Genomic DNA, 23,954 nt, shown 5'->3' with positions numbered 1-23,954 from the left:
TTCAGGGTGACGAGTAAAATTAATCAGGCATAATTTTGCCAGGGTTTAATATTCCGTTAGGATCAAAGATGTTTTTAATGCCTCTCATTAAATTAAGATGGATTTCAGAATATTTAATTGGCATAAAATCTTTTTGGACTAAGCCAATACCATGCTCGCCAGATAATGTTCCGCCTAAAGCAGTGGTTAATTCGAATATTTCTGCGATACCGAATTTGAGTTTGTTTTTCCAGTCTTCGTCACTCATTCCGGCTTTAATAATATTTACATGCAGGTTTCCATCGCCTGCATGCCCATAACAAACACTTTCGAAGCCATATTTGGCACCAATTTCTTTTATACCATTAACAAGTTTAGGTAAAGCTGCTCGCGGCACAACCGTATCTTCCTCCTTATAAACAGAGTTTGATTTAACTGATTCTGCCATGGTTCTACGCATCCGCCAGAGTTCTTCTTTTTGAGCCGCAGTATCTGCAAACAGTACTTCCGTGCAATTATGTTCTTCTAAAACGATATTGGTTTTCTCACAGTTTTTAAAAATATCGTCCAAATCATCTCCATCAAACTCAATCATTAACAGGGCAGCAACATCATCTTTTAAATCGAATTTAATATCATCGAATTTAATTACCCACTCTACTCCTTTCCGCTCCATAAACTCTAAAGCCGATGGCGTTACACCTGCCCTAAAAATTGCGGAAACCGCTGCACATGCATCTTCATTGGTGCTAAAGGAGCCCATCATTAAAACGGATTGACTAGGTTTAGGCAATAATTTAGTTACAATTTTGGTCACCACAGCCAGTGTACCTTCCGATCCGATCATCAACTGTGTTAAGTTGTAACCCGATGCATATTTTAAAGTATTGGCACCAGTCCATATAATATCGCCATTAGGCAGAACTACTTCAAGATTTAAGATATATTCTCGTATGGTGCCATATTTTACTACCCTTGGCCCACCAGAACCATGCGCCACGTTACCACCAATAAAGCAAGATCCTTTACTGCTTGGATCAACCGGATATAGAAGGCCCTTTTCGGCTACGGCATTGATAAATTCCTCGGTAATCACCCCTGGTTCAACGGTTGCCTGCAAGTTTTCGGTATCAATATCAAGAATAGTCTTAAACTTTTCCATCGATAAAGAAACACCGCCATAAATCGGCAAAGCGGCCCCGCTTAAACCTGTCCCACCTCCACGCGGCGTAACGGGTACATGATATGTATTACAGATTTTCAATAAAGCAGAAACTTCTTCAGGCGAAGTTGGCTTTACCACCAGCTCTGGTTGGTAACGTAAATCCTCAGTTTCATCATGACTGTAATTTTCTAAACTATCAGCATCAGTAAAAACCTTATCTGCTCCAATAGCAGCTTTAATTTCTGCTAAAATTTCAGCATTTATCTTCGTAAAATTCATTTTAATTGGCTGATGTGTAAGTAAGTTTAACAAAGGAATGTCCAATCTGGCCCGGCATTGGTGGGTTTAATTTCTTCATACTCACCTGTACAGTTTCAACAAAAGGATATAATTTAATGACTTTAGAAATGATATTCTTCAAAACAGTTTCCAAAAGCTTTTGTGTGTGTTTCATTTCTTCGAGAATGATAGCATTCAGGTCTTCGTAATTAACGGTCTGACCTATTTCATCATCAAAACCTTGCGGCGTAAACTCTGTTTCGAGATCTACAACAAAATGATTTCCAATAAGTTGCTCTTCTGGGTAATATCCATGTAAGGCAAAGCATTTTACATCTTTTAACGCTACGGTTTGTTTGAAATGGCTCATGTATATTTTGTATGCTGCAAAATTAATTTTTTATTCATGAATATAATGCCCCTTGCCGTAAATTGTTACCTTTGAAATTAACGCGATTTCTTAACCAGATAACACGAATTACATGAGCAAATCAGTAAAAAAAGACCTGTACGAGGCGCCAGACTATTATTTATTGGATGAATTGTTAACCGATGAGCACAAATTAATCCGTGCTACAGCCAGAGATTGGGTAAAAAAAGAAGTGAGTCCGATTATTGAAGATTATGCACAAAAAGCAGAATTTCCAAAGCATTTAATAAAAGGCCTGGCCGATATTGGTGCTTTCGGCCCAACCATTCCGGTTGAGTACGGTGGTGCAGGCTTGGATTATACGGCTTATGGGATTTTGATGCAGGAAATAGAACGTGGCGATTCAGGCATCCGCTCCACTGCATCTGTTCAGGGTTCGTTGGTGATGTACCCAATTTATGCTTATGGAACCGAAGAACAGCGTAAAAAATACCTGCCAAAATTGGCCAGTGGCGAAATGATGGGCTGTTTCGGTTTAACAGAACCAGATCATGGCTCCAATCCGGGTGGCATGGTAACCAATATTAAAGATGCTGGAAGCCATTATATTCTAAATGGTGCAAAAATGTGGATCAGTAATGCACCATTTGCAGATATTGCAGTAGTTTGGGCAAAAGATGAATCGGGCAAAATCAGGGGAATGGTAGTTGAACGTGGAATGGAAGGATTTTCGACTCCTGAAACACACAACAAATGGAGTTTGCGTGCTTCAGCTACAGGCGAACTTGTTTTTGATAATGTAAAAGTGCCAAAAGAGAATGTTTTTCCTGAAATAAGCGGATTAAAAGGTCCATTGGGCTGCTTAAATCAGGCCCGTTATGGTATTGCCTGGGGCGCATTGGGTGCAGCAATGGACTGTTATGATACCGCTTTGCGTTATTCAAAAGAGCGTATTCAATTTGGGAAACCTATTGGCGGTTTTCAGTTACAGCAAAAGAAATTGGCAGAAATGGTGACCGAAATTACTAAAGGCCAGCTTTTGGTTTGGCGCTTGGGCGTACTGAAAAGTGAAAACAGAGCTTCTGCAGAACAAATATCGATGGCAAAAAGAAACAGTGTAGAAATTGCCCTCGATATTGCCCGAAACGCACGCCAAATGCTTGGCGGAATGGGGATTACCGGCGAATACTCGATTATGCGACACATGATGAACCTCGAATCGGTGGTTACCTACGAAGGCACACACGATATACATTTACTGATTACAGGAATGGATGTAACCGGGTTAAATGCATTTAAATAAACCTGGTCTTAATTTTATCAACCCTATTTTCATATTACATTCTTAGCTTTGTGTTTTATATCAAAAAATATTTATGGACTTTAAAAAATACACCTACATACCTGCCCACCAGAAGAAGTTTATTTAGCGCTTACCAAAGATATCAGCATAAAATTATGGACGGGTGCCGAAGTAGAGTTTGAAGAAGTGCCGGGAACAGAGTTTTCTTTCTGGGATGGTGATATCACCGGTAAAAACATCGAATTTACTTATGGTAAACAGATTGTACAGCAATGGTTTTTTGGTGAAGAAAATGAGCCTTCTATTGTAACCATCAAACTGCACGAAGATAAAAAAGGAACTTCACTGGAATTTAGACAGACCAATATCCCTGACGAAGATTATGAGGATTTTACCGAAGGGATTCAGGAGTATTATATAGGTGGGCTGGTAGATTTTTTCGACGAATAAAGCAACATCAAAAAAATGAAAATTAAAATTACCGCTCTTTCTTCTTTACTTTTCCTTACCGCATTTACTTCCTGCACATCTTTCCTTACTCCGGCTATTTTGGGGAACAATATGGGATATATACCAAAGGCAATGGGTGCAGATAGTGTTAAAACTTTAACAAATTTGTCAGCAAGTTATGCCGGTTCTGCTTCACCGAGCGCCGGTACTGGTTTCGAATTGGGAATGGCAAATATAAGTCAGTCGCATACCTTTAAGAAAGCAAATATTTCTTATGGAATTTTCGGTTATGCGGGAAAGGCTTCGGGTGGAGATCAGGATAGCAATACAGAAGACTCAAAAAATTACCTCCCACCCTTTAAAAAATCGATCAGTGGTATTGGTTTAAGATTCTCTACTGGCCTTCACAATACCTCAGCTAATGGAAATACAGATTTTAGATACATCAACTTTGAAAATGCGCTAAGCTTTGAAGGTGGAGCATACACCAAATTCAGACAGCAGGTTTATAGCAACCGCATTCCTGATTATGTAGCCGTTACAAACAGGAAGGTGCTTTGGACCACAGGACTATCTACAGAGGTTATCTGGAGAGTAAGGGATAATCATGATATCAGGCATGCTTTTAGACTTTTTATTGGTGGAACTCCTAACTTTGCAAATAGTTTTAGATCTGGTACTAAAACAAATGATCTGATTAGGGGTAAAAATTCGATGGGTTGGGTTTTTAGCTACTTCTTGTATATCAAACATTTTTCTCTTTCGCTCGAAATGGCTGATAATGTTAATTATGCACAAAAAATAAGCGTTGGTTATTCATTTCAATAAAACATAATGGATCAGGTACTGTTCTGATATAAATAAAATATTATGAACAGAACATTGGGACTTATATTGATCGTTGTGGGCATTGCTATGCTCATCTGGACAGGTTTTACCTATACTAAAAAAGAAAAATTAGTTGATGCTGGTCCTATTCAAATATCTGCTGACAGAGAAAAGTCAGTTAATTGGCCACCATATGCAGGCGGGATTATTTTGATAGCCGGGGTAATTGTGTTTGTGGCTTCCAAAAACAGGAAATAACATCCATTCAATTCAGCAATTACCTGAGTTTTCATCTCTTTTCGTATGATTTTAAATTATTGATTTACAGATTATTACATCTGTGTTGAAATATTTATGCAACATAGTTGCATAAATATAGATCTTTATTTTGCAACATAGTTGCAATTAACTAACTTAGTGCTGTTGCAACCGGGGATAAGCCGAAACCCCGTAACCACCAGTAGGCATCAATATTAAATCAATTATTTTATGAAAAATCAATCAGAAAAAATCACTTTAAGCTTAGAAGACCTTCAATTAGAGAGTTTTGTAACCAGTATTGATAGCGAAGTGGCCATGCGTTTATCAGGCGGTTTGGGTAACCTTTCAGAGCCTACCCACACTGAACAAACAGATGATCACCACACCCCTCCTGTTAAGTGTACTACTGTTATCTGTTAATTGATAAAGGTGTTTTCATCTCAAGGCGCTTTAGGGCGCCTTGTTTGGTTAAGTATATGGTGCTTAGCGTAATTAACCGGTTTTATCTACCCAATGAACCATTACAAAGCCGACCTTAATCAACAACCGGATCTGTTTAACTACTTTGTTTTCTAACCCAGTCAAAGACTTTTTAGTTGGATTCTCTTCAAAAAGAAGAGCTTGAATCGACTTTACAAGCTCTACTCCTGTTAATCTTTTCTTAGAAATTGTATTTATAATCATCGCGGCAAACACACCCACGCTTAACTCCTTTATTCCACTCCCTTCACTGATCAATAAAAGAACATTTGGATCATTCAAATCATCGTGGTGGTGATAAAGTTCTATATGCCCGCTTAAGCCGAAAGATTTGGCCATCAAAGCCTGATCGGTTATAGAAAGGCTTTCGTTGGCCATTTTATACAAATACCTGTATTTCTGTTCGAAACTGAAATAGCCTTTGTGCTGTTTCCACAAGTCAACCAGCTTGCCTTCCAAATCGAATATTTTTTGAATTCTTGTATTACTGGATGCCAACACCAGCAATTCCAGTTTCATTTTAAACTCATTGATATCTTTAACATCAAAAATTGTTGAATCAACAGCTTTTAATTCCTCCAATGTTCTGGTATAGTATTTTGAAAAAACTGATTTTTTAACCTGTTTTTCGGTATAGTTATCTTCAAAAATAGATTTTCCATAATTTTTAGGCAATTCTGGTGTTAGTATGCTGTTGGTAGTTTTATTATTCAAAACATTCAGGATGATATAACCAATACCAGATTTTCCGGAGAGTAATCCGTAATCGTCACATCCGCATGAAACGTAGGTATTATAACTATTTGTTTTTTGGTAAAGCATTTTGGCTTTATCCAAGATCAGAACAATTTGGGCTTTCATCTTATGGTTTAGTAGAAGCGGAATCATACCACAGTAACCGCTCACCAAAGTAAAATCTGTGCGGTCTAACTTTTCTAAATCATCCAAACACCGTTGCAGCGCATTGCTGCAGCTTAATCGGTACTGTTTCTGTTTGGTAAGCTGCAATGCCATTTGCCTTGTAATGCCAACTCCGGCCGCACCATGGGCCCAGGCATTTACATCGGTCATTTCAGCTAAAAAGGTTTGCAGTTTCCACTCATGTACATCGGCCTTATTTAAGCGGTGCGGCCCAAGACGCAGATCCAACCAGTTTTTCGCTGGGCTGTAATAATATTGCATCTCATATTTTAGGGCTTCATCTGCAAGATAGTTCAAACCGCTGGCTTTAAAATATTGACCAACCTGCATTAAAACCAAGGCAATACCAGCTGCACCATGCGAAAAGCCAGTCATGCTATCATAAGCTTTTTTTGAACTGGAATAATCCCATTTTAAACCCTGTTCTGATATCCGCGCTTCTGTAATCAGCCTTTCAATCAATAAACTAATCATATTTAATACCTCATTATCACCAGTATGATGGTAAAGTAAGGTCAACATCAATAAATTACCACTATAGCCGCTTAGAAGATCTGCTTTCGATAAACCTGCTGTTAATTCCTCTTTATGGGCCAAAGTGAGTTCAAGCGCTTTTTCTTTGTAAAAAGTATTGCCCGCAACCTCAAAAACCTTTAAACAGGTATAAATCACACCACCTAATCCGGTATAAAGTGCGAAAAACTTTGGATGCTGTACGGCATTGGCATTTAAGATTCGGTGCATCCCTTTGTCCACTATCCTTAAATGATCACTGTTTCCATCGAACTGGTATAATTCCAAAAAGAATAGGATAATACCACAGTTACCGTTAAAAAGGTCGTAACTTTCCCTGAATTCATACTCATCCGGATTGATGTAAAACGGCGTTTGCCACCAGATTTCCTGCTTATTTTCTTTTAAACTGGAAATTAATTCACCATAAATTTCATATAGCTGATCTTTCAGTCTTTTGATTTCTTCTACAGTAAACATTCTGAGGATTGCTGGATTGAATTTTCATGTATAAACCGGAGGCATACTGTAATAACATACATGATATAAGCCTCCTCATAATTTGAAGTACCTAAGCGGTTATTGTTCATGTGCATAAAACTCGATATCACCTGAAACATCTTGTTTTTTCAAAATCAATCTTTTGGTACGAACATATCACTTTAGTCGTTTTTGATAAATATTCCATTAAATCATCATCCACAATATCCTGGTTAAGTTGCTGCCAAAACTGCTTGCCTGCCTGGAGCGTTTGATTTTTCAGCGGAACAAAAACTTTTTCAAACTGGCTTAACCAAAATGTCCGCTGTTCTTCCCTCGGATCGGTTGAGTTGTATAATTTTGGTAACCAGCCATCTAAAAAGAAATTACATACGGCCATTAAAGTTTCTTCATCCCACTTTAAAGTGTGAAGTAATGATAGATGCAGCTTTATAGCCTGGGTAATGATCGACTGATTTGCCTCTCTTTTTACGATCCAATTCAATACATAATGAGAAGAACATTCAAAATATTGTTCTGCCCAGACTATACTTTCGTAATTTCCGTACCTGTCTATTTCGGGTTCATATCTGGCTGTCTGAATAGTTTTAATAGCTGCATTACCCGGGCTTAATGCTTTAATAATAGCACTATGTTCGTTTTCTGCCGCTTTTAACCTCAAACGGATATGATTCCCTCTCTCCCAATAACGGATAAAAAACCAGGGCCTGCGCCATTGCCGGATAAAAGGATGGATAAGTTCTATCAAAAGCCTGTCAGCATTTTCATGATAAAAAATATATAATGAAAACCACTTTTCTTTATGCTCTTCCATAAGCCGATCAGTTATTGTACCATTGAATGAGGTATTCGCGCACCGTATTCTGATCAGGTTTGGGAAAAACCTCTTCTAAGGTGATGTATTCTCCTGCCCTTAAAAGCAGTTTTTTGAACATACCAACTAGCAAAGGATGGGTAAAAGAAAGATATTGCGGTTTATAATCATCATGCAGTCCTTCCCGTTTTCCTTCTGGTTTTGCCTGATAGGCACGTTTTCGTAAAAAAATAAAAATCTCTTTGGGTATTTTATTGCGGTCAAGCCAATTATTTAGTCTGATAAAGTAAGTGAAATCTGCTTCGGCAAGTCCCTGAAGCGGGATGATTTCGGTTTTTATCCGCCACGTTTTTCGCCTGATCACCACATTTTCTGCATAAACAATTCTTGGCAGAACAAATATATCCGGTGCTGGAACCGGGTATTTATCAAGATAAAACCGGTCGACTAGTTGGATGAAAGGTTGTAATGATACGCGGGCATCGGGATTGAAATGTGCAAGTAGCTGGTAAAGGTTAGACCGATTATAAAAAGACTCCAGGCTTAAATCGTAGCTAAATAATTCCAAATCGGCAGAATGTAAGCTAAGCGCCTTTCTTTCCTTATTATATCTGACTTTTAAGTCGCGGATATTAAACCGTTGAGCTAAGGGGTATATATTATTTCCTCCGGGAAGCTCGAGTTCGTGCGCCAATAGAGGCGGGTGAATATTGGCATTGAATGTTGAAGCATCGTTAAGCTCTAGCTTCATCTGATCGGGAAAAAGCTTTTCGTTGTACTGAACAAAACTTAGGGTAACCTCTGGATCAAACAATGACAAAAACCTGCCGCTTACTTTGCCCATGCCGGGTAAAAGCGCATTGATAACACCCGAAAAACCATCTTCGTTGTCCGAAAACTGAACAAACATACCCAGCGATGATTTTTGAGCCAAATTTTGGCTTTTTGGCAGATCAGCAAAAAAATCAGCGTTAAACCTGATCAGATTTTCGTTAGCATGATCTAATTGATCAATTTTTGCCATAATAGCCTCTTTCCAACGCCTGAGTGCTGAAAAATCAAGTCCTTCTTCCGTTTTATGCTCTTTTTCTGGCTTTTTAACGTAGAGATAATAGTCTTTGTAAAAAGTAGTTAGGGCTACGGCTTCATCATTTGAGTATTGCTTCAGAAAGAAACCGATCATTTTTTCCCGTTCATTCCTCATTACATCGAGCGGAAGCAAATAACTGATCAGTTCATCGGTTTTCGATACAAAATCTTCAACAGGTTGACCTGGAAGCACTAAACTCTCCGAAGTAAAACAATCTTCGTAAAAAATATGCCTGGCCGAAAAATAATAAGGCACAAATTGATGCATTGAAAAAGCAGTTATTTCGGGAGTTTCAGCCATCAATTTCCCATCTGATGCAGCGCTATACAAAGGAAGGCCAGCTTCCTGCTGCAGATCGGCAAAAACTGCATTCAGCTGCTTCTCGGCTTGTTGGAGAATATTATACCGCTCAAAAAGACCAGTGCCTTGGTATACTCTTCTATAATCTTTCAGACGTTCAAAAAGCGCAATGATCGCTAAAACCGAGGGTTCTTCTCTTTTTAAGTTCTTAAGAAAAAGCAATAGCTTATCGTCCCAATGCTCATCCATCCCGGAAAATCCGGGATTCATTTCGAGCATACCGCTTTCAACCAGCTTGATCAGGTAGATCTTTATACTTTCGTGGCTGGGATTTTCCAAATAAATCGCACATTGATCGATTAGATTTTTCAGGGTAACAGGTTTGTGATAACCATCAAGATGTTGGTAAACAATTAATTGTAAGGAATTTGCGTTGATCTGCTGAAAAGATTCGATGTTGTTGAAATTACTCAGAAAACAGATTTTATCTTCCTTTATTTCTGCAGTTAAGTTTAATTTAACAAACAAATGCTCATTTAATAAGGGATGCTTTTTGATAATGGCTTTAAGATACTCGAATATGGAGTTGTTTAATTTTAACCGGCTATTAACCTGCGCAACAGCTCCCGGGTTTTCAGATGTACCCGACTGATCTAAAGTCATTAATCCTGTATAGGTGAAACTGCTAAACGGCGAGGTTTTAAAAGCCATCCTGCTGAGGTACCTTAGCAAACTGAACAGGATACGCTGCTCCTTTTGTTTAAAGCTACGGCTGTCTTTTTTTACAAAATTTTTTAGCTGTTCGTAAAGCAGCGGACTGGAAAGCAAAAGCCCGTTCTGAAGTTCTGGATTGAGTGCCATTTGCTGCAGCCATTTCCGGTTCAAATCCTGCTCTTCTTCGAATTTTAATGCCTTTTCTTCCAAAAAAAAAGCCAACTCTTCAGCTTTATCCAGGTAGCTTTGCAGATTATTTATTACCGTCTGCGGCAAGTGAAGGATATGTCCATTATTTATCTTTTTATCATTGAATATCTGTCTTTTAATGTTAATTAACAGTTGTCTTACTTTATCATCTTGCTGCTCAGTGATGATCGGATATAAAGCATCACAAAAGCAGTTTTTTAGCTGCTCTTTTTCATTAATGAGCGCTCCTAAAGATTTTAGCAATTTTTCAGTATCATTAAACTTCAAATTGTCAAAAAGTTGATGGTGCAATCCGGCATAACGCACCAATGAATAAGGAAAAATCTGTAAGCTCATATTAATAGGTATTTATTTGCCCAGTTCGAGTTGGTTTTTGATCAGGTTATAATAGCTTCCTTTTTTAAGAAGCAAACTTTCATGGGTGCCCTGTTCCTGGACTTCGCCCTGATGCAGCACTATAATCTGATCGGCATGTTTAACGGTACTTAGCCTGTGTGCTACAATCAGTACCGTTTTGCCTTTAAAAAAAGTATTCAGGTTATTTACGATCGATCGCTCATTCTGTGCATCAAGTGCGTTTGTGGCTTCATCCAGAAATACATAATCAGGATTACGGTAAATCATCCTGGCAATTAACAGACGTTGCTTCTGTCCTTCGCTAAGCCCATAACCATCCCTGCCAACCACAGTATCGTAACCAAATGGCATGGAAGAGAAAAAATCGTGCATATTGGCCATTTTAGCAGCTTCATAAAGTCTTTCGTAATCTTTTGTAACCGCTCCTGCAAAAATGTTATTGGCGATAGAATCCATAAATACGTAACCATCCTGCATAACTACCCCACAGTGTTTTCGCCACGATTTCGCATTCACTTGAGCTATATTTTGCTTGCCCAGGTTTATTTCGCCTCCGGTTAAGCCATAAAATTTCAATAAGAGCTTAATGAGTGTTGTTTTACCACTACCGCTCATGCCCACAATCGCTGTAATTTTCCGGGCAGGAATTAAGAGGTCGATATTTTTCAAAACAAAAGGAGAATGCCTGCTGCCGTACTGAAAAGAGACCTTTTTCAATGAAATATCAACTGGACTAGGGCTTTTCAATTCTTCTTTTAGTTCGAGGTCTTCTTCCTCTTCCTGCTGAACTTCCTCCATTCGCATCAAACTGAATTTGGTGTTTTGAGATACCCTCGAAAATTCGACCAACTGATTTACGGGCGCATTAAGCTGACCGCATACATAAGTAACGGCAAGCATGCCACCCAGTGTAATCTGATCATTGATTACCAGCATAGCTGCAGCATAAGTGATCAATACGTTTTTTACCTCATTGATAAAAGACCCCACCCCTTGCATGCGCTGATCGAGCTGAAGCGCTTCAAGTTTTAAGTCAAACGACTGATCCTGAAGGTTTTCCCAAAGGTCTTTTTTATCTTCTTCGCTGCCGGTGAGTTTGATTTCCTGCATGGCATAAAAAATCTCCAAAAGCAATTGCTGATTGGAAGAAAGGACCTTAAATTTCTTTTGATCGATGATTTTACGTTTCTGCTGAAAAGAGTTGGACCACAAGATGCTGATCCCTGCCCCTATAGTGAAAAGCAGGCATATCTGCCAGTTATAATAAAATAATACCCCACCAAGTACCAATAAAGTAATAGCCGAAAGGATAAAATTGATCAGAAAATTAGTTAAGAACTCTTCTATACGCTGATTATCATTTACCCTTTGCATATTATCACCCGCCTGTCGGTTATCAAAGAAAGAAAAAGGCAGTTTCATCAATTTGGCTAAAAAATCTTTTAGCATAATGATGCTTGTTTTGGCACCAATGCGGAACAATATCCTGGCACGCATAAAATCCATCAGCATCCGACCCGAAAAGAGCATTAACTGACCTAAACATATCAACAAAAGCAGGTTGGTGTTTTTGGCACTGATGCCTTTATCAACCACCATTTGAGTAAGCAACGGTATAGTAAGCGAAAAGCCGCTGGCCAATATTAAACTCACCAGTATCGGTAACCAGTTTTTGCGGTGCATTTTGAGGTAAGGCAGCAATGACCATAGCGAAGTTTTATGCTCGGGGTCTTCCTTTAAATCATCAAAAGTACGGTCGGGCTGCAGCAGCAAAGCTCTTCCAGTTTTATTTTCTGCACTGATTGCCCAGCCAGCAAGAAAATCGTCAATGCGAAGTTTAACCTTACTGTTTAAAGCAGGATCGGCCAGATAAATATATTGATCATTTACTTCATAAAGCACAACATAATGTTCTTTCTGCCAATGCAGTATACATGGCAACGGAACGTTTTTCAATTTATCGAAAGGTAGTTCTGCAGCAAGGGTTTTAAAACCCATATTGTCAGCGGCATCGATCAGATTGAGCAGGTTTGTTCCCTGTTTACCGATCTGGCACAGCTTCCTTAAATATTGCATCGAAAGATTTTTGCCGTAATAAGCTGCGACCATTTTCAAACATACAGGGCCACAATCCATTGCATCGGGCTGCTTATAAAACGGGTACTTATTTCTACGGATAAAATCTTTAAACATGGTGCAAAGAAAATTTGTAAATGCAATACAGTTGCAAATATGTAAAATATAATGCAACTTTGATGCATTAATGAATCATAAAATTTCAGATGCATAAAAAGGATTTTGCCACTTGGTTAATGCTGATCAAAAAAGAATTATTGCTGAATTATCGGAATAAGACGATTATGATTTCGACTATTATAATATGGATATTGTTTATAGCTGCTACTATATGTACAATTTTAAATTACCAGACTGATCATAAGCAACGTCAGTCTGCAAATACACTTTTCAGGCAACAATGGGAACACCAGAAGCGAAATCCGCATGATGCAGGCCATTTCGGAACCTACCTGTTTAAGCCTGTTAACCTGCTCAATGCTTTTGATACTGGCATTAACGATTTTACAGGCAGTACCTACCGGGTTGAAGCTCATATACAGCACGAAATCAGCGATGACGAAGCGGTGAATAATGATACAGCCATGCGTTTCGGAAAACTCACCTTCGCACTTATTCTACAATTACTAATCCCTCTATTTTTACTGTTCAATACCTCTACCAGCATTACCAATGAAAAGGAAAGCGGAACGCTTAAAATGCTGTTAGCCCAGGGCCTGAGTAGCCGGAAGATTATCTGGGCGAAAGTTTGGGCTAATTACCTGCTCATTGCAGCGATTGTGTTACCTGTTTTTATATTCATGGCTGGAGCAGTTTTATCTTCAACCGATTCTGCCCTATTATTGCCCAGATTGGGATGGATCCTGATTACTTTTTCATTGTATTTCCTCATCATCTCATTGGCTGGTACCCTCATTTCAGCCATCAGCAGCCACTCTGGCAAGGCATTGTTAATGGCTTTATGCCTATGGATTTTTACCGGGATCATCTTTCCCAAAATAATTACAGGTATTGCAAACCGAAGTTATCCATTAATGTCGCGCGCAACTTTTAGCGACCTGGTTGAACAAGGTTATAGAAAAGGTTTAACCGGAAACGATCCTTATGCAGCACGCGGCGAGCGCTATATCAATAGCTTATTAAAAAAATATCAGGCAGATAGCGTTGCGGCATTACCTTTTAATATAAATGGTTTAACACTTCAGTTTAATGAAGATTACCGAAGCATGGTTTTTAACCATTATTTTAAATCGGTTGAAAAGAGCTTTGATCAACAGCAGCATTTTTTAACTATCTCCGGAATTTTCGATCCTTTTCTGTCCACAAAACGTTTATCGATGGCTTTGGCAGGATCAGATTTTTATCATCACCAACAATTCTTTAAACAGGCCCAAACTTACCGAAACGCGCTCATCAGGCGGCTGAACATGCAACTGGCTATGCACGGTAAGGGTGTTAAGGGCGAATACATTGTTGGGCCGGAATACTTTAGCAGGCTTAAAGATTTTAAATATCAACTGCCTGAGCTTAACCAGGTATTAAACTTAAGAAAGGTAGCTTTTTTATCGCTGGCCGGCTGGATTTTGATGCTTGTATTATTTCTCCAATTTATTGCTTCACGTTATTTAGCCTATCATTATGCAGCTGCTTAAAACCATCTTTTTATTTGAATTCAGACTGCTTGCCAGGCAAAAATTTATCTTGTTACTGATCGGTTTTTTCTTCCTGACCGGAATTTATAGCATTTACTATGGTTATCATTTTACTGAAAAGCAGTTAGCAGCTATAGATAGCCTGGAAAGCGGATATCAAAAAAAATATAAAGAAATAGAGGCCGCTTTTTCGGCAGATACTACTACTGCGGAAGGTAAAATTCTGTTTAACCAGGCTGGCATTCCTTCAGTAATTGAGTATAAAAACCCTTTAATTGCTGTGTGTAAGCCTCAATTAATAAGCATTTTATCAATTGGACAAAGCGATCTGCAACCTTATTACGATGTGATTACCCGCCGACGCAATTTTATGCAGGGCTCGAATGCCGAAATCTCAAATCCAGAAATGTTAGCGTCGGGTAATTTTGATCTGGCTTATGTGATTATTTTCCTGCTACCGATACTGGCTATTGCATTAAGCTACAATACCTGGTCTAAAGAGAAAGAGCAACAAACCGATAAATTACTTTCATTACAGGGAATTTATTTAAGAAAGATTATCAGTTACAAACTTGTTTTTCGCTTCCTCCTGGTTGGTTTAATGGTTTGGCTATTGAGTATCATCGGATTTATCAGTTCAGCCACACTTATTCCATTTGATCTTAGCGCAGCTCTATTTTGGCTGTTGAGCACCAGTGCTTATCTTTTTTTCTGGTTTGCTATTACCTTTTTTATATTGAGGCTGGGAAAAAGTTCTGTGCATAATGCCCTCTATCTTTTGGGCCTGTGGTGCGCCCTGTTGATCTTATTGCCAGCTTTATGTAATACAGTTGTACGCTTGTACTACCCCATTCCTTTAAAAACCGGAGCTGCAGTGGCTTTGAGAGAAAACAGTGAAGCCATTTGGGCCATGCCGCATAAATTACTGATCGATACTTTTTACCTGAACAATCCTAAATACAGCCCTTTAAGGGAAGCAGCAGATACAAGCGAGACCAGTAATAAACGCTTTGCAGCTTATTACGATCTTTTGGGCAGGCGTATGACACAGGCTATTGAAAACTACAATCAATATCCTGCTGCACAGAACGAAGCCAATCTATGTTTAAGCTGGTTTAACCCGGCAATTAAAACACAATACTTACTGAACGGAATAGCTGGCACAGGTCTTAACGATTATCTCTCTTATCAAAGACAGGTAAACGATTTTCAAAAAACATGGGTTGATTTTATGACTGGTTATGTTATTTCGGATAAAAAACTATTATTAAGTGATTTAAAGGATCTACCTCAATTTAAACTTAAATTTTTAAAAAATAAATACCCAGAGATTGCTGTAGGTATTTTATACCTCTCTGGCATCAGTTTCTGCATCATATTTCTTTCCAGGAAAATCACTGTTAAAATATAATTCAAACAATAATATATCCCAATCACACAAAAAAATGAAGAAAACACTTTACCTGATTTTACTCTTATTTATTTCGGTACAACAGGTTTTTGCACAGCACGAAAAACGGAATAGATCAACGCAGGATTCTGTCATCAAAACACGTCAGCTTAATGAAGTCCGTATTGATGGTCAGAAAGCTGTTAAACTCAAAAAAGATACCCTCTCCAACACCTTAAGGATGCAGGTTCCCCTGTTGCAGATGCCACAGAATATCATCAGTATTTCTTCAGCCCTGATACAGCAACAGGGTGCATTGCAGTTAAAAGATATGGCCAGAAATGCCAGTGGTATTTATTTTGGTTATAACAGTTCGCCTTTTGATAACTCGGCATCAATAAAAGTAAGGGGATTTAATGCCGCTACCACAATTAACGGTATGCCAAACCGCCTGGTTCTGGGGCAACACTGGATGATGAATCATTAATCGAAAATCTTGAGTTTATTAAAGGTCCGGCAGGTTTTATAAGTGCTTTAGGTGAACCTGGAGGGACTTTAAATATTGTGACCAAATCGCCAAAGGAAAAACTACTTAATGTACTGCTTACAGGTGGTAATTATAATCTTTTGCGCGCCACTGCAGATATTGGAAGTGCTTTAAAAAGCAAAGGCTTTTCCTACCGTTTTAATACGGCGTTTCAGCATCAAGATTCGTACCTGAATTACATGAAAACCGCCAAATATGTAATTGCACCTGTGCTACAATACAATTTCAGCCCCCGCACTTACCTGATTGCCGAATACAATTACATCCGCGGAGAGGTTAAAAACGGCTCATCAATTAACAAATTACGTCAGGATAAAGATGTATTACAGGATCCGGTCAGCCTAAATTTCAGTGCAGGTATCGGATTACCTTTGAGTGTTTCACAAACACATACTTTCAGATTTAGCGCCATTCATAAATTCAATGAAAACTGGCAGCTTACCTCCCAGTCAAATTTTGTCAAATCGCCAGCCAACCAATGGTATATGGTATCGGCAAATAACAGAACATCGATCAGTTTTAATGATCAGGGTAAAACCAACCGCATTGCCAGCAACTCGAACCTGTTAGGCGAAACCTATAATACCAATCTGTTTTTATCTGGGAAATTTAAAACCGGTGTATTTAAGCATAATTTACTGATCGGAAGCGATTATACCAAGGGAAACGACTCTTTATCTACCTACTACGGTACCCTTTCTACTCCATTTGATAGGAATAGTCATAATTTTTATGTAGATCCGAATATGGTGAGTATTACCAAAAGATCAATCAGGCAGGAAAATCACATTCACTATTCTGCAGCTTATATTTATGATAATATCACACTGGATAAATTTTTACTGACTGTTGGTGCGCGTTATACGGATTATCGCAACCGCAATATTTTAACCACAACCAAAGGTCCGCGTGTGCCCGACTACTATAAACAACATGCATTTTCACCCCGTGCAGCATTAAGTTTTATGCCTGACTCTACATCTTCCGTTTATTTTCTATTTGACCAATCCTTTGTGCCTAAGACAGGTCAGGTAGTTACCGAAACCATCAATGGTCCGCAGGCCGGACAAAAAACTGTTACAGCATCAAAGCCTATTGAACCCGAATTAGGCACCAACCTTGAAATTGGCCTCAAAAAGAACTGGTTTAATGGCCGTTTGTTGACGACAGTAAATGGTTTTCATACAGTAAAAAGAAATGTAGCGGCAAGAGATTTCAGGAATTACACCGCCTCTGCAGGGGCAATAGCCTATTATCTTCAATTGGGCGAAGTAGTGAGCAATGGTTTTGAAGTTGATGTAATCGGAAATATTACTGATTGCCTGTCGCTGATTACCAATTATACTTATGTAGATGCCAAAATTACCAAAGATAATAACCTAAATCCAACAGCCGACGATCCTTCAATTGTAGGACAAAAAATGCCCGATGTTCCTCAACAGGTGTTTAATACCTGGTTGCAATATAGTATTCCTTTAAAAGGTTATAACAAAATTTCAATCAGCGCAGGCCAAACCACCATTACCAAACTTTCGGCTATTAGTCAGCGCGATACCTACTTACCCAATTACACCAAATTTGATGCAGGATTGAGTTTTAGCAATCCTAAATATATGTTCAGACTTATTGCCGATAATTTAACCAACAAACGTTATATGGCTTCGGGCGATATTACTACTGATTTCCCTTATCCGGGCAATAATTATTTCTTTATAGAAGGCGAGCCTTTTACCATCAGGCTTTCTTTGGGTGTAAAATTTTAATTTTTTCTTTATATGTTAGAAGCCATTGGATTAACCAAAAAATACCAGGACCACGTTGCCTTAAATAACCTGAATTTAAAGGTGGAGGCTGGAGAAGTATTTTGTTTGCTTGGACAGAACGGTGCGGGTAAAACCACTACCATCAATCTTTTTCTTGGCTTTACAGCAGCCAGTAGTGGCGAAGCCAGGGTAAACGATATATTGGTTAGCCCCAACAATGAGCAAACCAAACAGTTTTTAGCCTACATTCCCGAAGTGGTAATGCTTTATGGTCACCTGAGTAGCATTGAAAATCTTGATTTTTTTAGCCGCATTGCTGGTTATACTTATAAAATAAATGAGCTTGAAGCATTTTTGCTTCAAGCCGGTCTTCAGCCGGATGCTTTTCATAAAAGGCTAGGCAATTACAGTAAGGGCATGCGACAAAAGGTAGGTATAGCCATTGCAGTAGCTAAAAATGCCAAAGTTATTTTGATGGACGAACCAACAAGTGGTCTCGATCCTAAAGCTACCAATGAGTTTAGTGAAATTGTAAGACAGCTTTCGCAGGATGGCCGGAGTGTTTTTATGGCCACACATGACCTTTTTAACGCGGTAAATGTAGGGAGCAGGATTGGAATTATGCGACAGGGAACGCTGGTGTATACTTTGGATGCCAAGGATATTTCGGCAGTTGATCTTCAGAAACTGTATTTGGAGACGATTTGATTGAAAGAAAAAATCGTCATTCCAGGATATCGTTCTGGTCGTCATCCTGAATTTAGTTCAGGGTGCTGATTTACCAGTTTCATATTCCGGAATGACGAAAAAAGGTTTCGTTAATTAGATTAGCAGGTATTTTTTGGTTAAAGATCCTTCATTGAATTCAGGATAACAAAAACTGAAAAAACTATATCTCATAATTATAAACCGATCTTATTGCATCTCTTAAGTTATATTTAGAAGCCATCACTTCTCCATAAGCACCAGCACTCCGGATAGCGAAAATATCGCCCCTGAAAGATTCTGGTTGCTCAACCTCTTTGCCAAAACAATCTGTACTCTCACAGATCGGCCCTACAATATCGTATTTAACAATCTGCGAACTGTCAACTGGAAACTGCTTACTAAGATTCTCGATCTTGTGATACGCTTGATACAATGCCGGACGCATCAATTCGGTCATCCCTGCATCCAGTACCACAAAATTTTTCTTCTTACCGTTTTTTACATACAGGACTCTTGTAATTAGCGATGCTGATTGACCGACCAAAGCCCTACCCAATTCAAAATGTACCTCCTGACCAGGTTTAACTGTTAAGAATTCATTGAAAATTTTAAAGTAAGATCCAAAATCAGGAATTTGATGATCAGGATTGTAATAATCGATACCTAAACCACCTCCTACATTCAATACCTTAAGTTTAAAGCCTTTATCTTCAAACCATGCAGCAAATTCATTTACACGAACGCAAAGGTTTTTATAAACATCCAAATTGGTAATCTGCGAACCGATATGAAAATGAATGCCGATAAATTTAAGATTTGGTGAAGCTTTTAAAGTTTCGGCACATTCTGGTAAATCCCATGAATTGATCCCGAATTTATTTTCGTCTAAACCAGTGGTAATGTTGTGGTGGGTATGCGCATCAACATTCGGATTGATACGGATAGCCACCTGAGCGGTTTTACCTTTTTTACCAGCAAGTTCATTTAATACCGCTAATTCCTGGATGGATTCTACGTTAAAACAGAAAATATCCAGATCTAATGCCTCATTAATTTCTTTATCAGATTTACCAACTCCGGCAAATACAATTTTTTTGTGATCAAAGCCAATTTCAACTGCTCTTCTTACCTCACCGGCACTCACGCAATCTGCACCAAAACCAATTTCTCTGATCTGGTTTAACAGTACAGTATTGAAATTCGCTTTTAGTGCATAGTGGATATGAAATTGATATGGAGCTGCGGCATCTGCACAGGTGTGCAAGGTTTTTTGCAACAGATCGGTATCATAGTAGTAAAAAGGCGTTTCAATATTGTTAAACTTTGATATATCTTTATCGGCGAACATGTTCAAATTCCTTATTATAATTTTAATTTTATTCTTTGGGCTAATTTATTTGGGTAACTACCTGGATTTAAAGCATGGAAGAATTACCCAGAAACAATACAATGGAAAAATTCGATTTTTTATCGTATTACTCCTCATTGTATTGTTCTTATTATTTATCAAAAAATGAAGATAGCAGCCGCCATATTTATCGTCCTCATTCTTTCTGCAGGATTGTATAACTCCTACAAAAAATACAAAAACGGATTATTGCCATCAAGCTTCCTGGTTATTCACTTCCTTATCGGGTTGCTGGTCATTATCGGCGCCTTTTTTCTCCTATTCGAATAATCTATTGTGCAAGCTTCTTAAAGCCTCCGTTTTATACTCGCTTAGGATTAAAAGCGAAACGTTATAATTACTACCTCCGTAAGAAATCATGCGGATGGGAATGTGTTTTAAACCTTCTAAAACCCTGCTGGCGAAACCATGTTTTTCCGAACCGAAGTCGCCTACTACGCACACAATACTGTGATCGGTATCTACTTCTACTGTTCCGAAACTCTCCAGTTCCTCAATGATTTGTGGCAAATGTGCTGTTTCATCTATTGTTAACGATACAGCCACCTCCGAAGTGGTAATCATATCAATTGGCGTTTTGTAACGCTCAAAAACCTCGAAAACCCTACGTAAGAAACCATAGGCTAACAACATACGGCTCGATTGGATACGGATTGCCGTAATACCATCTTTAGCAGCTATTGATTTAATTTTACCTTTTTCACTATTATGGGTAATTAAAGTACCTGCTGCAGAGGGCTCCATCGTATTTAATAAACGAACAGGAATTTTGTATTTCTGTGCAGGGAAAACAGATTGAGGGTGTAAAATCTTTGCACCAAAATATGCCAACTCAGCTGCTTCATCAAAAGATAACTGAGCAATCGGCTTGGTTCCTTTTACAATACGTGGATCGTTGTTGTGCATTCCATCGATATCTGTCCAGATCTGAACTTCTTCAGCCAGAATTGCAGCACCCAATAAAGATGCGGTATAATCGCTTCCTCCACGGCGCAGGTTATCTACTTCGCCAAAACTGTTACGGCAAATATAACCTTGTGTAATAAATAGTTTATTGTCTTTATGCTGCTCCAAAAGCGGCGTTAAATGTTTCGTGGTAAAAGGAATATCTGGTTCGTTATCTTCATCCGTTTTCATAAAATTTAAAGCCGGAAGCAACACCGATGGTACACCGATTGATTTTAAATAAATATGGTATAGTGTTGTAGATAATAACTCACCCTGCGCCAATACTACTTTCTCTTCAATTGAAGTAAAAATATCATTCGCTAAACCTGCCAGGAAACCAAAGTGATAATCAATCACTTCATTTCCCTGCTCCTGAAATTCGGCAGCAGGTAATAATTCAATAACAAAAGCTTTATATTTTTGATATAGGTTTTCTACACACTCGCTTCCCTTCTTCTTATCTCCAGCTAAAAAATAATTTGCAATTTCTACTAAACTATTTGTAGTACCAGACACTGCTGATAAAACTACAATCTGCTCTTCATTTGGATTAATGATATCCAACAACTTCGTCATGCGCTCGGGACTACCTACAGAAGTACCCCCAAATTTTAATATTTTCATCTGTTTATAAATTGTTTTTATCCATGATCAAGCAACAGTAACCTAGTTGTTTCTGCAACTATTTTAAAAAAGTTACAATCACCTCACATTAATACTGGATTTTCTTTATTATTGTATCGGGGCGTGAAATTAAACAAAAGCAGCTTAAAAGCAACACCCTCAACAAAATAAAATTTGGATGAGTTGAAATAAATACATTTCAACCAAACATCATTCATTAAAATTTGTTCAACACCAGATATTAAATTAAAAAAAAATCTCAATGCAGGCAATTGACCAATCAACACAAGACACAATCAATCAGTGGTTAAGTGGGAATTATGATGAAAATACCAAGGCAGAAATTCAGGCCCTTGTAGACAAAGACGCAACTACAGAATTAACAGATGCATTTTATAGAAGTTTAGAGTTTGGAACAGGCGGTTTACGTGGCATTATGGGGGCGGGTTCTAACCGTATAAACAAATACACGATTGGAACGGCCACACAGGGATTAGCCAACTATTTAAACAATAAATACCCGAACGAAAAAATTAAAGTTGCCATTGCACACGATAGTCGCAACAACTCTGATTATTTTGCGAAAATTACAGCTGACGTTTTCTCCGCAAATGGCATACACGTATATTTCTTCTCTTCATTAAGACCAACACCTGAACTTTCTTTTGCTGTACGTCATTTTGGTTGCAAAAGTGGTGTAATGTTAACCGCCTCGCATAACCCTAAAGAATATAACGGTTATAAAGCATACGGTGCTGATGGTGGCCAGTTTACTTCTCCTGATGATAAATTGGTAATTGATGAAGTGAATAAGATCAAAAGTATTGATGAAGTGAAATTCGACCGTGTAGATGAGAATATCGAACTGATTGGTGAAGATGTAGATAAACTTTATTTAGATGGTATTACAGCACTTTCGATCTCTCCGGATGCTATTAAAAGGCAACATGATCTAAAAATCGTATATTCTCCTATCCACGGAACAGGAATTACTTTGGTGCCTAAAGCTTTAGCCCAATTTGGTTTTACCAATGTAACTCTAGTTGAAGAACAAAGCACACCGGATGGAAATTTCCCAACTGTAGTATATCCAAATCCAGAAGAAAAAGATGCGTTAACCCTGGCCATGAACAAGGCAAAAGAAATTGATGCCGATTTAGTTTTAGCAACAGACCCTGATGCCGACCGCGTTGGAATTGCCGTAAAAGATAATAATGGCGAATGGGTATTACTTAATGGTAACCAGACCGGAAGTTTATTGATCAATTATCTTTTATCTGCCTGGGAAGAGCGTGGTAAATTAGATGGTAATCAGTTTATTGTTAAAACGATTGTAACTTCTAATCTGATCGAAGAAATCGCAAAGAAAAAAGATGTTACCTATTATAATACCTTAACAGGATTTAAATACATCGGTCAGTTAATGACTGAACTGGAAGGTAAAAAATACTTTATTGGTGGCGGCGAAGAGAGCTACGGTTATCTGATTGGCGATTTGGTACGCGATAAAGATGCGGTGGTTTCTGCAGCTTTTATTTCTGAAATGACTGCTTATTATAAAGATAAGGGTGCAAGTTTATACAATGCATTGTTAGATATGTATGTAGAATATGGCCTTTACAAAGAAGATTTAGTTTCGTTAACCAAAAAAGGTAAATCAGGAGCTGAAGAAATTAAAGCCATGATGGTTAAATTTAGAGAAAATCCACCTGCAACATTAGGCGGTTCGAAAGTTTCGGTGTTGAAAGATTACGAACTAGGCCAGGAAACAGATTTAGCAACCGGAAAAGTAAGTAAACTGGACTATCCGACTTCTGATGTTTTACAGTTTATTACAGAAGATGGCAGTATTGTTTCTGCACGCCCAAGCGGCACAGAGCCAAAAATCAAATTCTATTGTAGTGTAAATGCACCTTTAGCCGATAGAAAAGATTTCGAATCTGTTAATGCACAGCTTGATGATAAAATCAAAGCGGTAATGGCTGATTTACAGGCCTGATCAGAAAGTTTTAACCATAGATAAAAAGGATAAACACAGATGAAGATCATTCATCTGTGTTTTTTGTTTATTCAGTATTTATTAGTGTCATCATCTCTACTGAAGCGCAGCAACTAGCATGACGTAACTGGATTGAAATATGCAATTTGTAAGCCGTTTTAGGCATAGCAATTTCAAAATAAGTCGTTAGTATCAAAAAGTACTGCGTCTTTCTTATTTTTTCTTTGCCGCAATCAATTTCTTTAATACTTTTGCAGCGCAATACCCATGTTCAAAAAAATCTTAATATATCTAATCATTACAT

At 38.3% G+C, this 23,954-nt stretch carries 20 protein-coding genes; 12 read left to right on the top strand and 8 right to left on the bottom strand.

The features are described 5' to 3' along the window. Positions 1-19 precede the first annotated feature (19 nt). Entirely contained in the window at positions 20-1,423 is a 1,404-nt protein-coding gene (locus tag H9N25_RS09225; RefSeq protein ID WP_190328687.1) for an FAD-binding oxidoreductase, read from the bottom strand. A gap of 1 nt (position 1,424) precedes the next feature. Then, a complete protein-coding gene (folB, locus tag H9N25_RS09220) occupies positions 1,425-1,793 on the bottom strand; it encodes a dihydroneopterin aldolase (protein ID WP_190328686.1) in 369 nt (122 codons plus the stop codon). A 112-nt stretch (positions 1,794-1,905) separates the two neighbouring features. On the opposite strand from folB, the gene H9N25_RS09215 reads away from it, so the two are divergent. The 5 genes from H9N25_RS09215 (at position 1,906) to H9N25_RS09195 (ending at position 5,055) form a co-directional block, all read left to right on the top strand. Then, positions 1,906-3,096 (top strand): acyl-CoA dehydrogenase family protein, encoded by a 1,191-nt coding sequence (locus H9N25_RS09215; RefSeq protein ID WP_167294418.1) that lies wholly within the window; start codon positions 1,906-1,908, stop codon positions 3,094-3,096. An 87-nt stretch (positions 3,097-3,183) separates the two neighbouring features. Continuing rightward, complete coding sequence (locus tag H9N25_RS09210) at positions 3,184-3,546, top strand: SRPBCC domain-containing protein (protein WP_190329132.1); 363 nt, start codon at positions 3,184-3,186, stop codon at positions 3,544-3,546. Positions 3,547-3,561: 15 nt separating this feature from the next. Further along, positions 3,562-4,374 (top strand): hypothetical protein, encoded by an 813-nt coding sequence (locus H9N25_RS09205; protein ID WP_190328685.1) that lies wholly within the window; start codon positions 3,562-3,564, stop codon positions 4,372-4,374. Between the two features lie 42 nt (positions 4,375-4,416). After that, positions 4,417-4,632, top strand: a complete 216-nt coding sequence (locus tag H9N25_RS09200; RefSeq protein ID WP_190328684.1) for a hypothetical protein — start codon at positions 4,417-4,419, stop codon at positions 4,630-4,632. A 231-nt stretch (positions 4,633-4,863) separates the two neighbouring features. After that, on the top strand, positions 4,864-5,055 hold the full coding sequence (locus H9N25_RS09195; protein WP_025143525.1) for a pinensin family lanthipeptide: 192 nt from the start codon (positions 4,864-4,866) through the stop codon (positions 5,053-5,055). A 72-nt stretch (positions 5,056-5,127) separates the two neighbouring features. Here H9N25_RS09195 and H9N25_RS09190 read toward each other — a convergent pair whose 3' ends face one another. The 4 genes from H9N25_RS09190 to H9N25_RS09175 form a co-directional block, all read right to left on the bottom strand. Further along, on the bottom strand, positions 5,128-7,029 hold the full coding sequence (locus tag H9N25_RS09190) for a lanthionine synthetase LanC family protein (protein ID WP_190328683.1): 1,902 nt from the start codon (positions 7,027-7,029) through the stop codon (positions 5,128-5,130). A gap of 127 nt (positions 7,030-7,156) precedes the next feature. Beyond that, entirely contained in the window at positions 7,157-7,864 is a 708-nt protein-coding gene (locus H9N25_RS09185; protein ID WP_190328682.1) for a thiopeptide-type bacteriocin biosynthesis protein, read from the bottom strand. Positions 7,865-7,871: 7 nt separating this feature from the next. After that, positions 7,872-10,514 (bottom strand): lantibiotic dehydratase, encoded by a 2,643-nt coding sequence (locus H9N25_RS09180; RefSeq protein WP_190328681.1) that lies wholly within the window; start codon positions 10,512-10,514, stop codon positions 7,872-7,874. Positions 10,515-10,526: 12 nt separating this feature from the next. Then, entirely contained in the window at positions 10,527-12,728 is a 2,202-nt protein-coding gene (locus H9N25_RS09175; RefSeq protein ID WP_190328680.1) for a peptidase domain-containing ABC transporter, read from the bottom strand. An 89-nt stretch (positions 12,729-12,817) separates the two neighbouring features. Here H9N25_RS09175 and H9N25_RS09170 point away from each other — a divergent pair, with 89 nt between their 5' ends. The 5 genes from H9N25_RS09170 to H9N25_RS09150 all read left to right on the top strand — a co-directional run bounded on the left by H9N25_RS09170 (position 12,818) and on the right by H9N25_RS09150 (position 18,671). After that, entirely contained in the window at positions 12,818-14,263 is a 1,446-nt protein-coding gene (locus H9N25_RS09170; RefSeq protein WP_190328679.1) for an ABC transporter permease subunit, read from the top strand. Next, positions 14,250-15,674 carry an ABC transporter permease subunit gene (locus H9N25_RS09165; RefSeq protein ID WP_190328678.1) on the top strand — a complete coding sequence of 475 codons (1,425 nt, stop codon included), beginning with the start codon at positions 14,250-14,252 and terminating at the stop codon, positions 15,672-15,674. Before H9N25_RS09170 ends, H9N25_RS09165 begins: the two co-directional genes overlap by 14 nt. Before the next feature lie 34 nt (positions 15,675-15,708). Next, positions 15,709-16,140: a TonB-dependent receptor plug domain-containing protein gene (locus H9N25_RS09160; protein WP_190328677.1), complete on the top strand. Its 432-nt coding sequence runs from the start codon at positions 15,709-15,711 to the stop codon at positions 16,138-16,140. A gap of 77 nt (positions 16,141-16,217) precedes the next feature. Continuing rightward, positions 16,218-17,963, top strand: a complete 1,746-nt coding sequence (locus H9N25_RS09155) for a TonB-dependent siderophore receptor (RefSeq protein ID WP_190328676.1) — start codon at positions 16,218-16,220, stop codon at positions 17,961-17,963. Positions 17,964-17,975: 12 nt separating this feature from the next. Beyond that, on the top strand, positions 17,976-18,671 hold the full coding sequence (locus H9N25_RS09150; protein ID WP_190328675.1) for an ABC transporter ATP-binding protein: 696 nt from the start codon (positions 17,976-17,978) through the stop codon (positions 18,669-18,671). Positions 18,672-18,852: 181 nt separating this feature from the next. On the opposite strand, the gene lysA is transcribed toward H9N25_RS09150, so the two are convergent. Then, positions 18,853-20,019: a diaminopimelate decarboxylase gene (gene lysA, locus H9N25_RS09145; RefSeq protein WP_167294406.1), complete on the bottom strand. Its 1,167-nt coding sequence runs from the start codon at positions 20,017-20,019 to the stop codon at positions 18,853-18,855. Positions 20,020-20,184: 165 nt separating this feature from the next. Between lysA and H9N25_RS09140 the strand changes: the two genes are divergently transcribed. Beyond that, positions 20,185-20,349, top strand: a complete 165-nt coding sequence (locus H9N25_RS09140; RefSeq protein WP_190328674.1) for a hypothetical protein — start codon at positions 20,185-20,187, stop codon at positions 20,347-20,349. On the opposite strand, the gene H9N25_RS09135 is transcribed toward H9N25_RS09140, so the two are convergent. Continuing rightward, positions 20,338-21,651, bottom strand: coding sequence for an aspartate kinase (locus H9N25_RS09135; protein ID WP_190328673.1), 1,314 nt, complete (start codon positions 21,649-21,651; stop codon positions 20,338-20,340). The two genes, H9N25_RS09140 and H9N25_RS09135, sit on opposite strands and share 12 nt — an antisense overlap. Positions 21,652-21,913: 262 nt before the next feature. On the opposite strand from H9N25_RS09135, the gene H9N25_RS09130 reads away from it, so the two are divergent. After that, positions 21,914-23,650: a phospho-sugar mutase gene (locus H9N25_RS09130; RefSeq protein WP_190328672.1), complete on the top strand. Its 1,737-nt coding sequence runs from the start codon at positions 21,914-21,916 to the stop codon at positions 23,648-23,650. Positions 23,651-23,954: the final 304 nt, after the last annotated feature.

Origin of the sequence: Pedobacter riviphilus, assembly GCF_014692875.1 — a bacterium.
GTDB classification, from domain to species: Bacteria; Bacteroidota; Bacteroidia; order Sphingobacteriales; family Sphingobacteriaceae; genus Pedobacter; species Pedobacter riviphilus.
Note: the sequence above shows the minus strand (reverse complement) of the source record. Positions and strands in the feature narration are given on the sequence as shown.

What these genes read in the sequence shown, in the direction of transcription:
- folB (WP_190328686.1), bottom strand. Translation starts at nt 1,793, where the DNA reads ATGAGCCATTTCAAACAAACCGTAGCGTTAAAAGATGTAAAATGCTTT.
- H9N25_RS09225 (WP_190328687.1), bottom strand. Translation starts at nt 1,423, where the DNA reads ATGAATTTTACGAAGATAAATGCTGAAATTTTAGCAGAAATTAAAGCT.
- H9N25_RS09140 (WP_190328674.1), top strand. Translation starts at nt 20,185, where the DNA reads ATGAAGATAGCAGCCGCCATATTTATCGTCCTCATTCTTTCTGCAGGA.
- H9N25_RS09175 (WP_190328680.1), bottom strand. Translation starts at nt 12,728, where the DNA reads ATGTTTAAAGATTTTATCCGTAGAAATAAGTACCCGTTTTATAAGCAG.
- H9N25_RS09185 (WP_190328682.1), bottom strand. Translation starts at nt 7,864, where the DNA reads ATGGAAGAGCATAAAGAAAAGTGGTTTTCATTATATATTTTTTATCAT.
- H9N25_RS09150 (WP_190328675.1), top strand. Translation starts at nt 17,976, where the DNA reads ATGTTAGAAGCCATTGGATTAACCAAAAAATACCAGGACCACGTTGCC.
- H9N25_RS09135 (WP_190328673.1), bottom strand. Translation starts at nt 21,651, where the DNA reads ATGAAAATATTAAAATTTGGGGGTACTTCTGTAGGTAGTCCCGAGCGC.
- H9N25_RS09170 (WP_190328679.1), top strand. Translation starts at nt 12,818, where the DNA reads ATGCATAAAAAGGATTTTGCCACTTGGTTAATGCTGATCAAAAAAGAA.
- H9N25_RS09160 (WP_190328677.1), top strand. Translation starts at nt 15,709, where the DNA reads ATGAAGAAAACACTTTACCTGATTTTACTCTTATTTATTTCGGTACAA.
- H9N25_RS09215 (WP_167294418.1), top strand. Translation starts at nt 1,906, where the DNA reads ATGAGCAAATCAGTAAAAAAAGACCTGTACGAGGCGCCAGACTATTAT.
- H9N25_RS09190 (WP_190328683.1), bottom strand. Translation starts at nt 7,029, where the DNA reads ATGTTTACTGTAGAAGAAATCAAAAGACTGAAAGATCAGCTATATGAA.
- lysA (WP_167294406.1), bottom strand. Translation starts at nt 20,019, where the DNA reads ATGTTCGCCGATAAAGATATATCAAAGTTTAACAATATTGAAACGCCT.
- H9N25_RS09195 (WP_025143525.1), top strand. Translation starts at nt 4,864, where the DNA reads ATGAAAAATCAATCAGAAAAAATCACTTTAAGCTTAGAAGACCTTCAA.
- H9N25_RS09165 (WP_190328678.1), top strand. Translation starts at nt 14,250, where the DNA reads ATGCAGCTGCTTAAAACCATCTTTTTATTTGAATTCAGACTGCTTGCC.
- H9N25_RS09200 (WP_190328684.1), top strand. Translation starts at nt 4,417, where the DNA reads ATGAACAGAACATTGGGACTTATATTGATCGTTGTGGGCATTGCTATG.
- H9N25_RS09205 (WP_190328685.1), top strand. Translation starts at nt 3,562, where the DNA reads ATGAAAATTAAAATTACCGCTCTTTCTTCTTTACTTTTCCTTACCGCA.
- H9N25_RS09180 (WP_190328681.1), bottom strand. Translation starts at nt 10,514, where the DNA reads ATGAGCTTACAGATTTTTCCTTATTCATTGGTGCGTTATGCCGGATTG.
- H9N25_RS09130 (WP_190328672.1), top strand. Translation starts at nt 21,914, where the DNA reads ATGCAGGCAATTGACCAATCAACACAAGACACAATCAATCAGTGGTTA.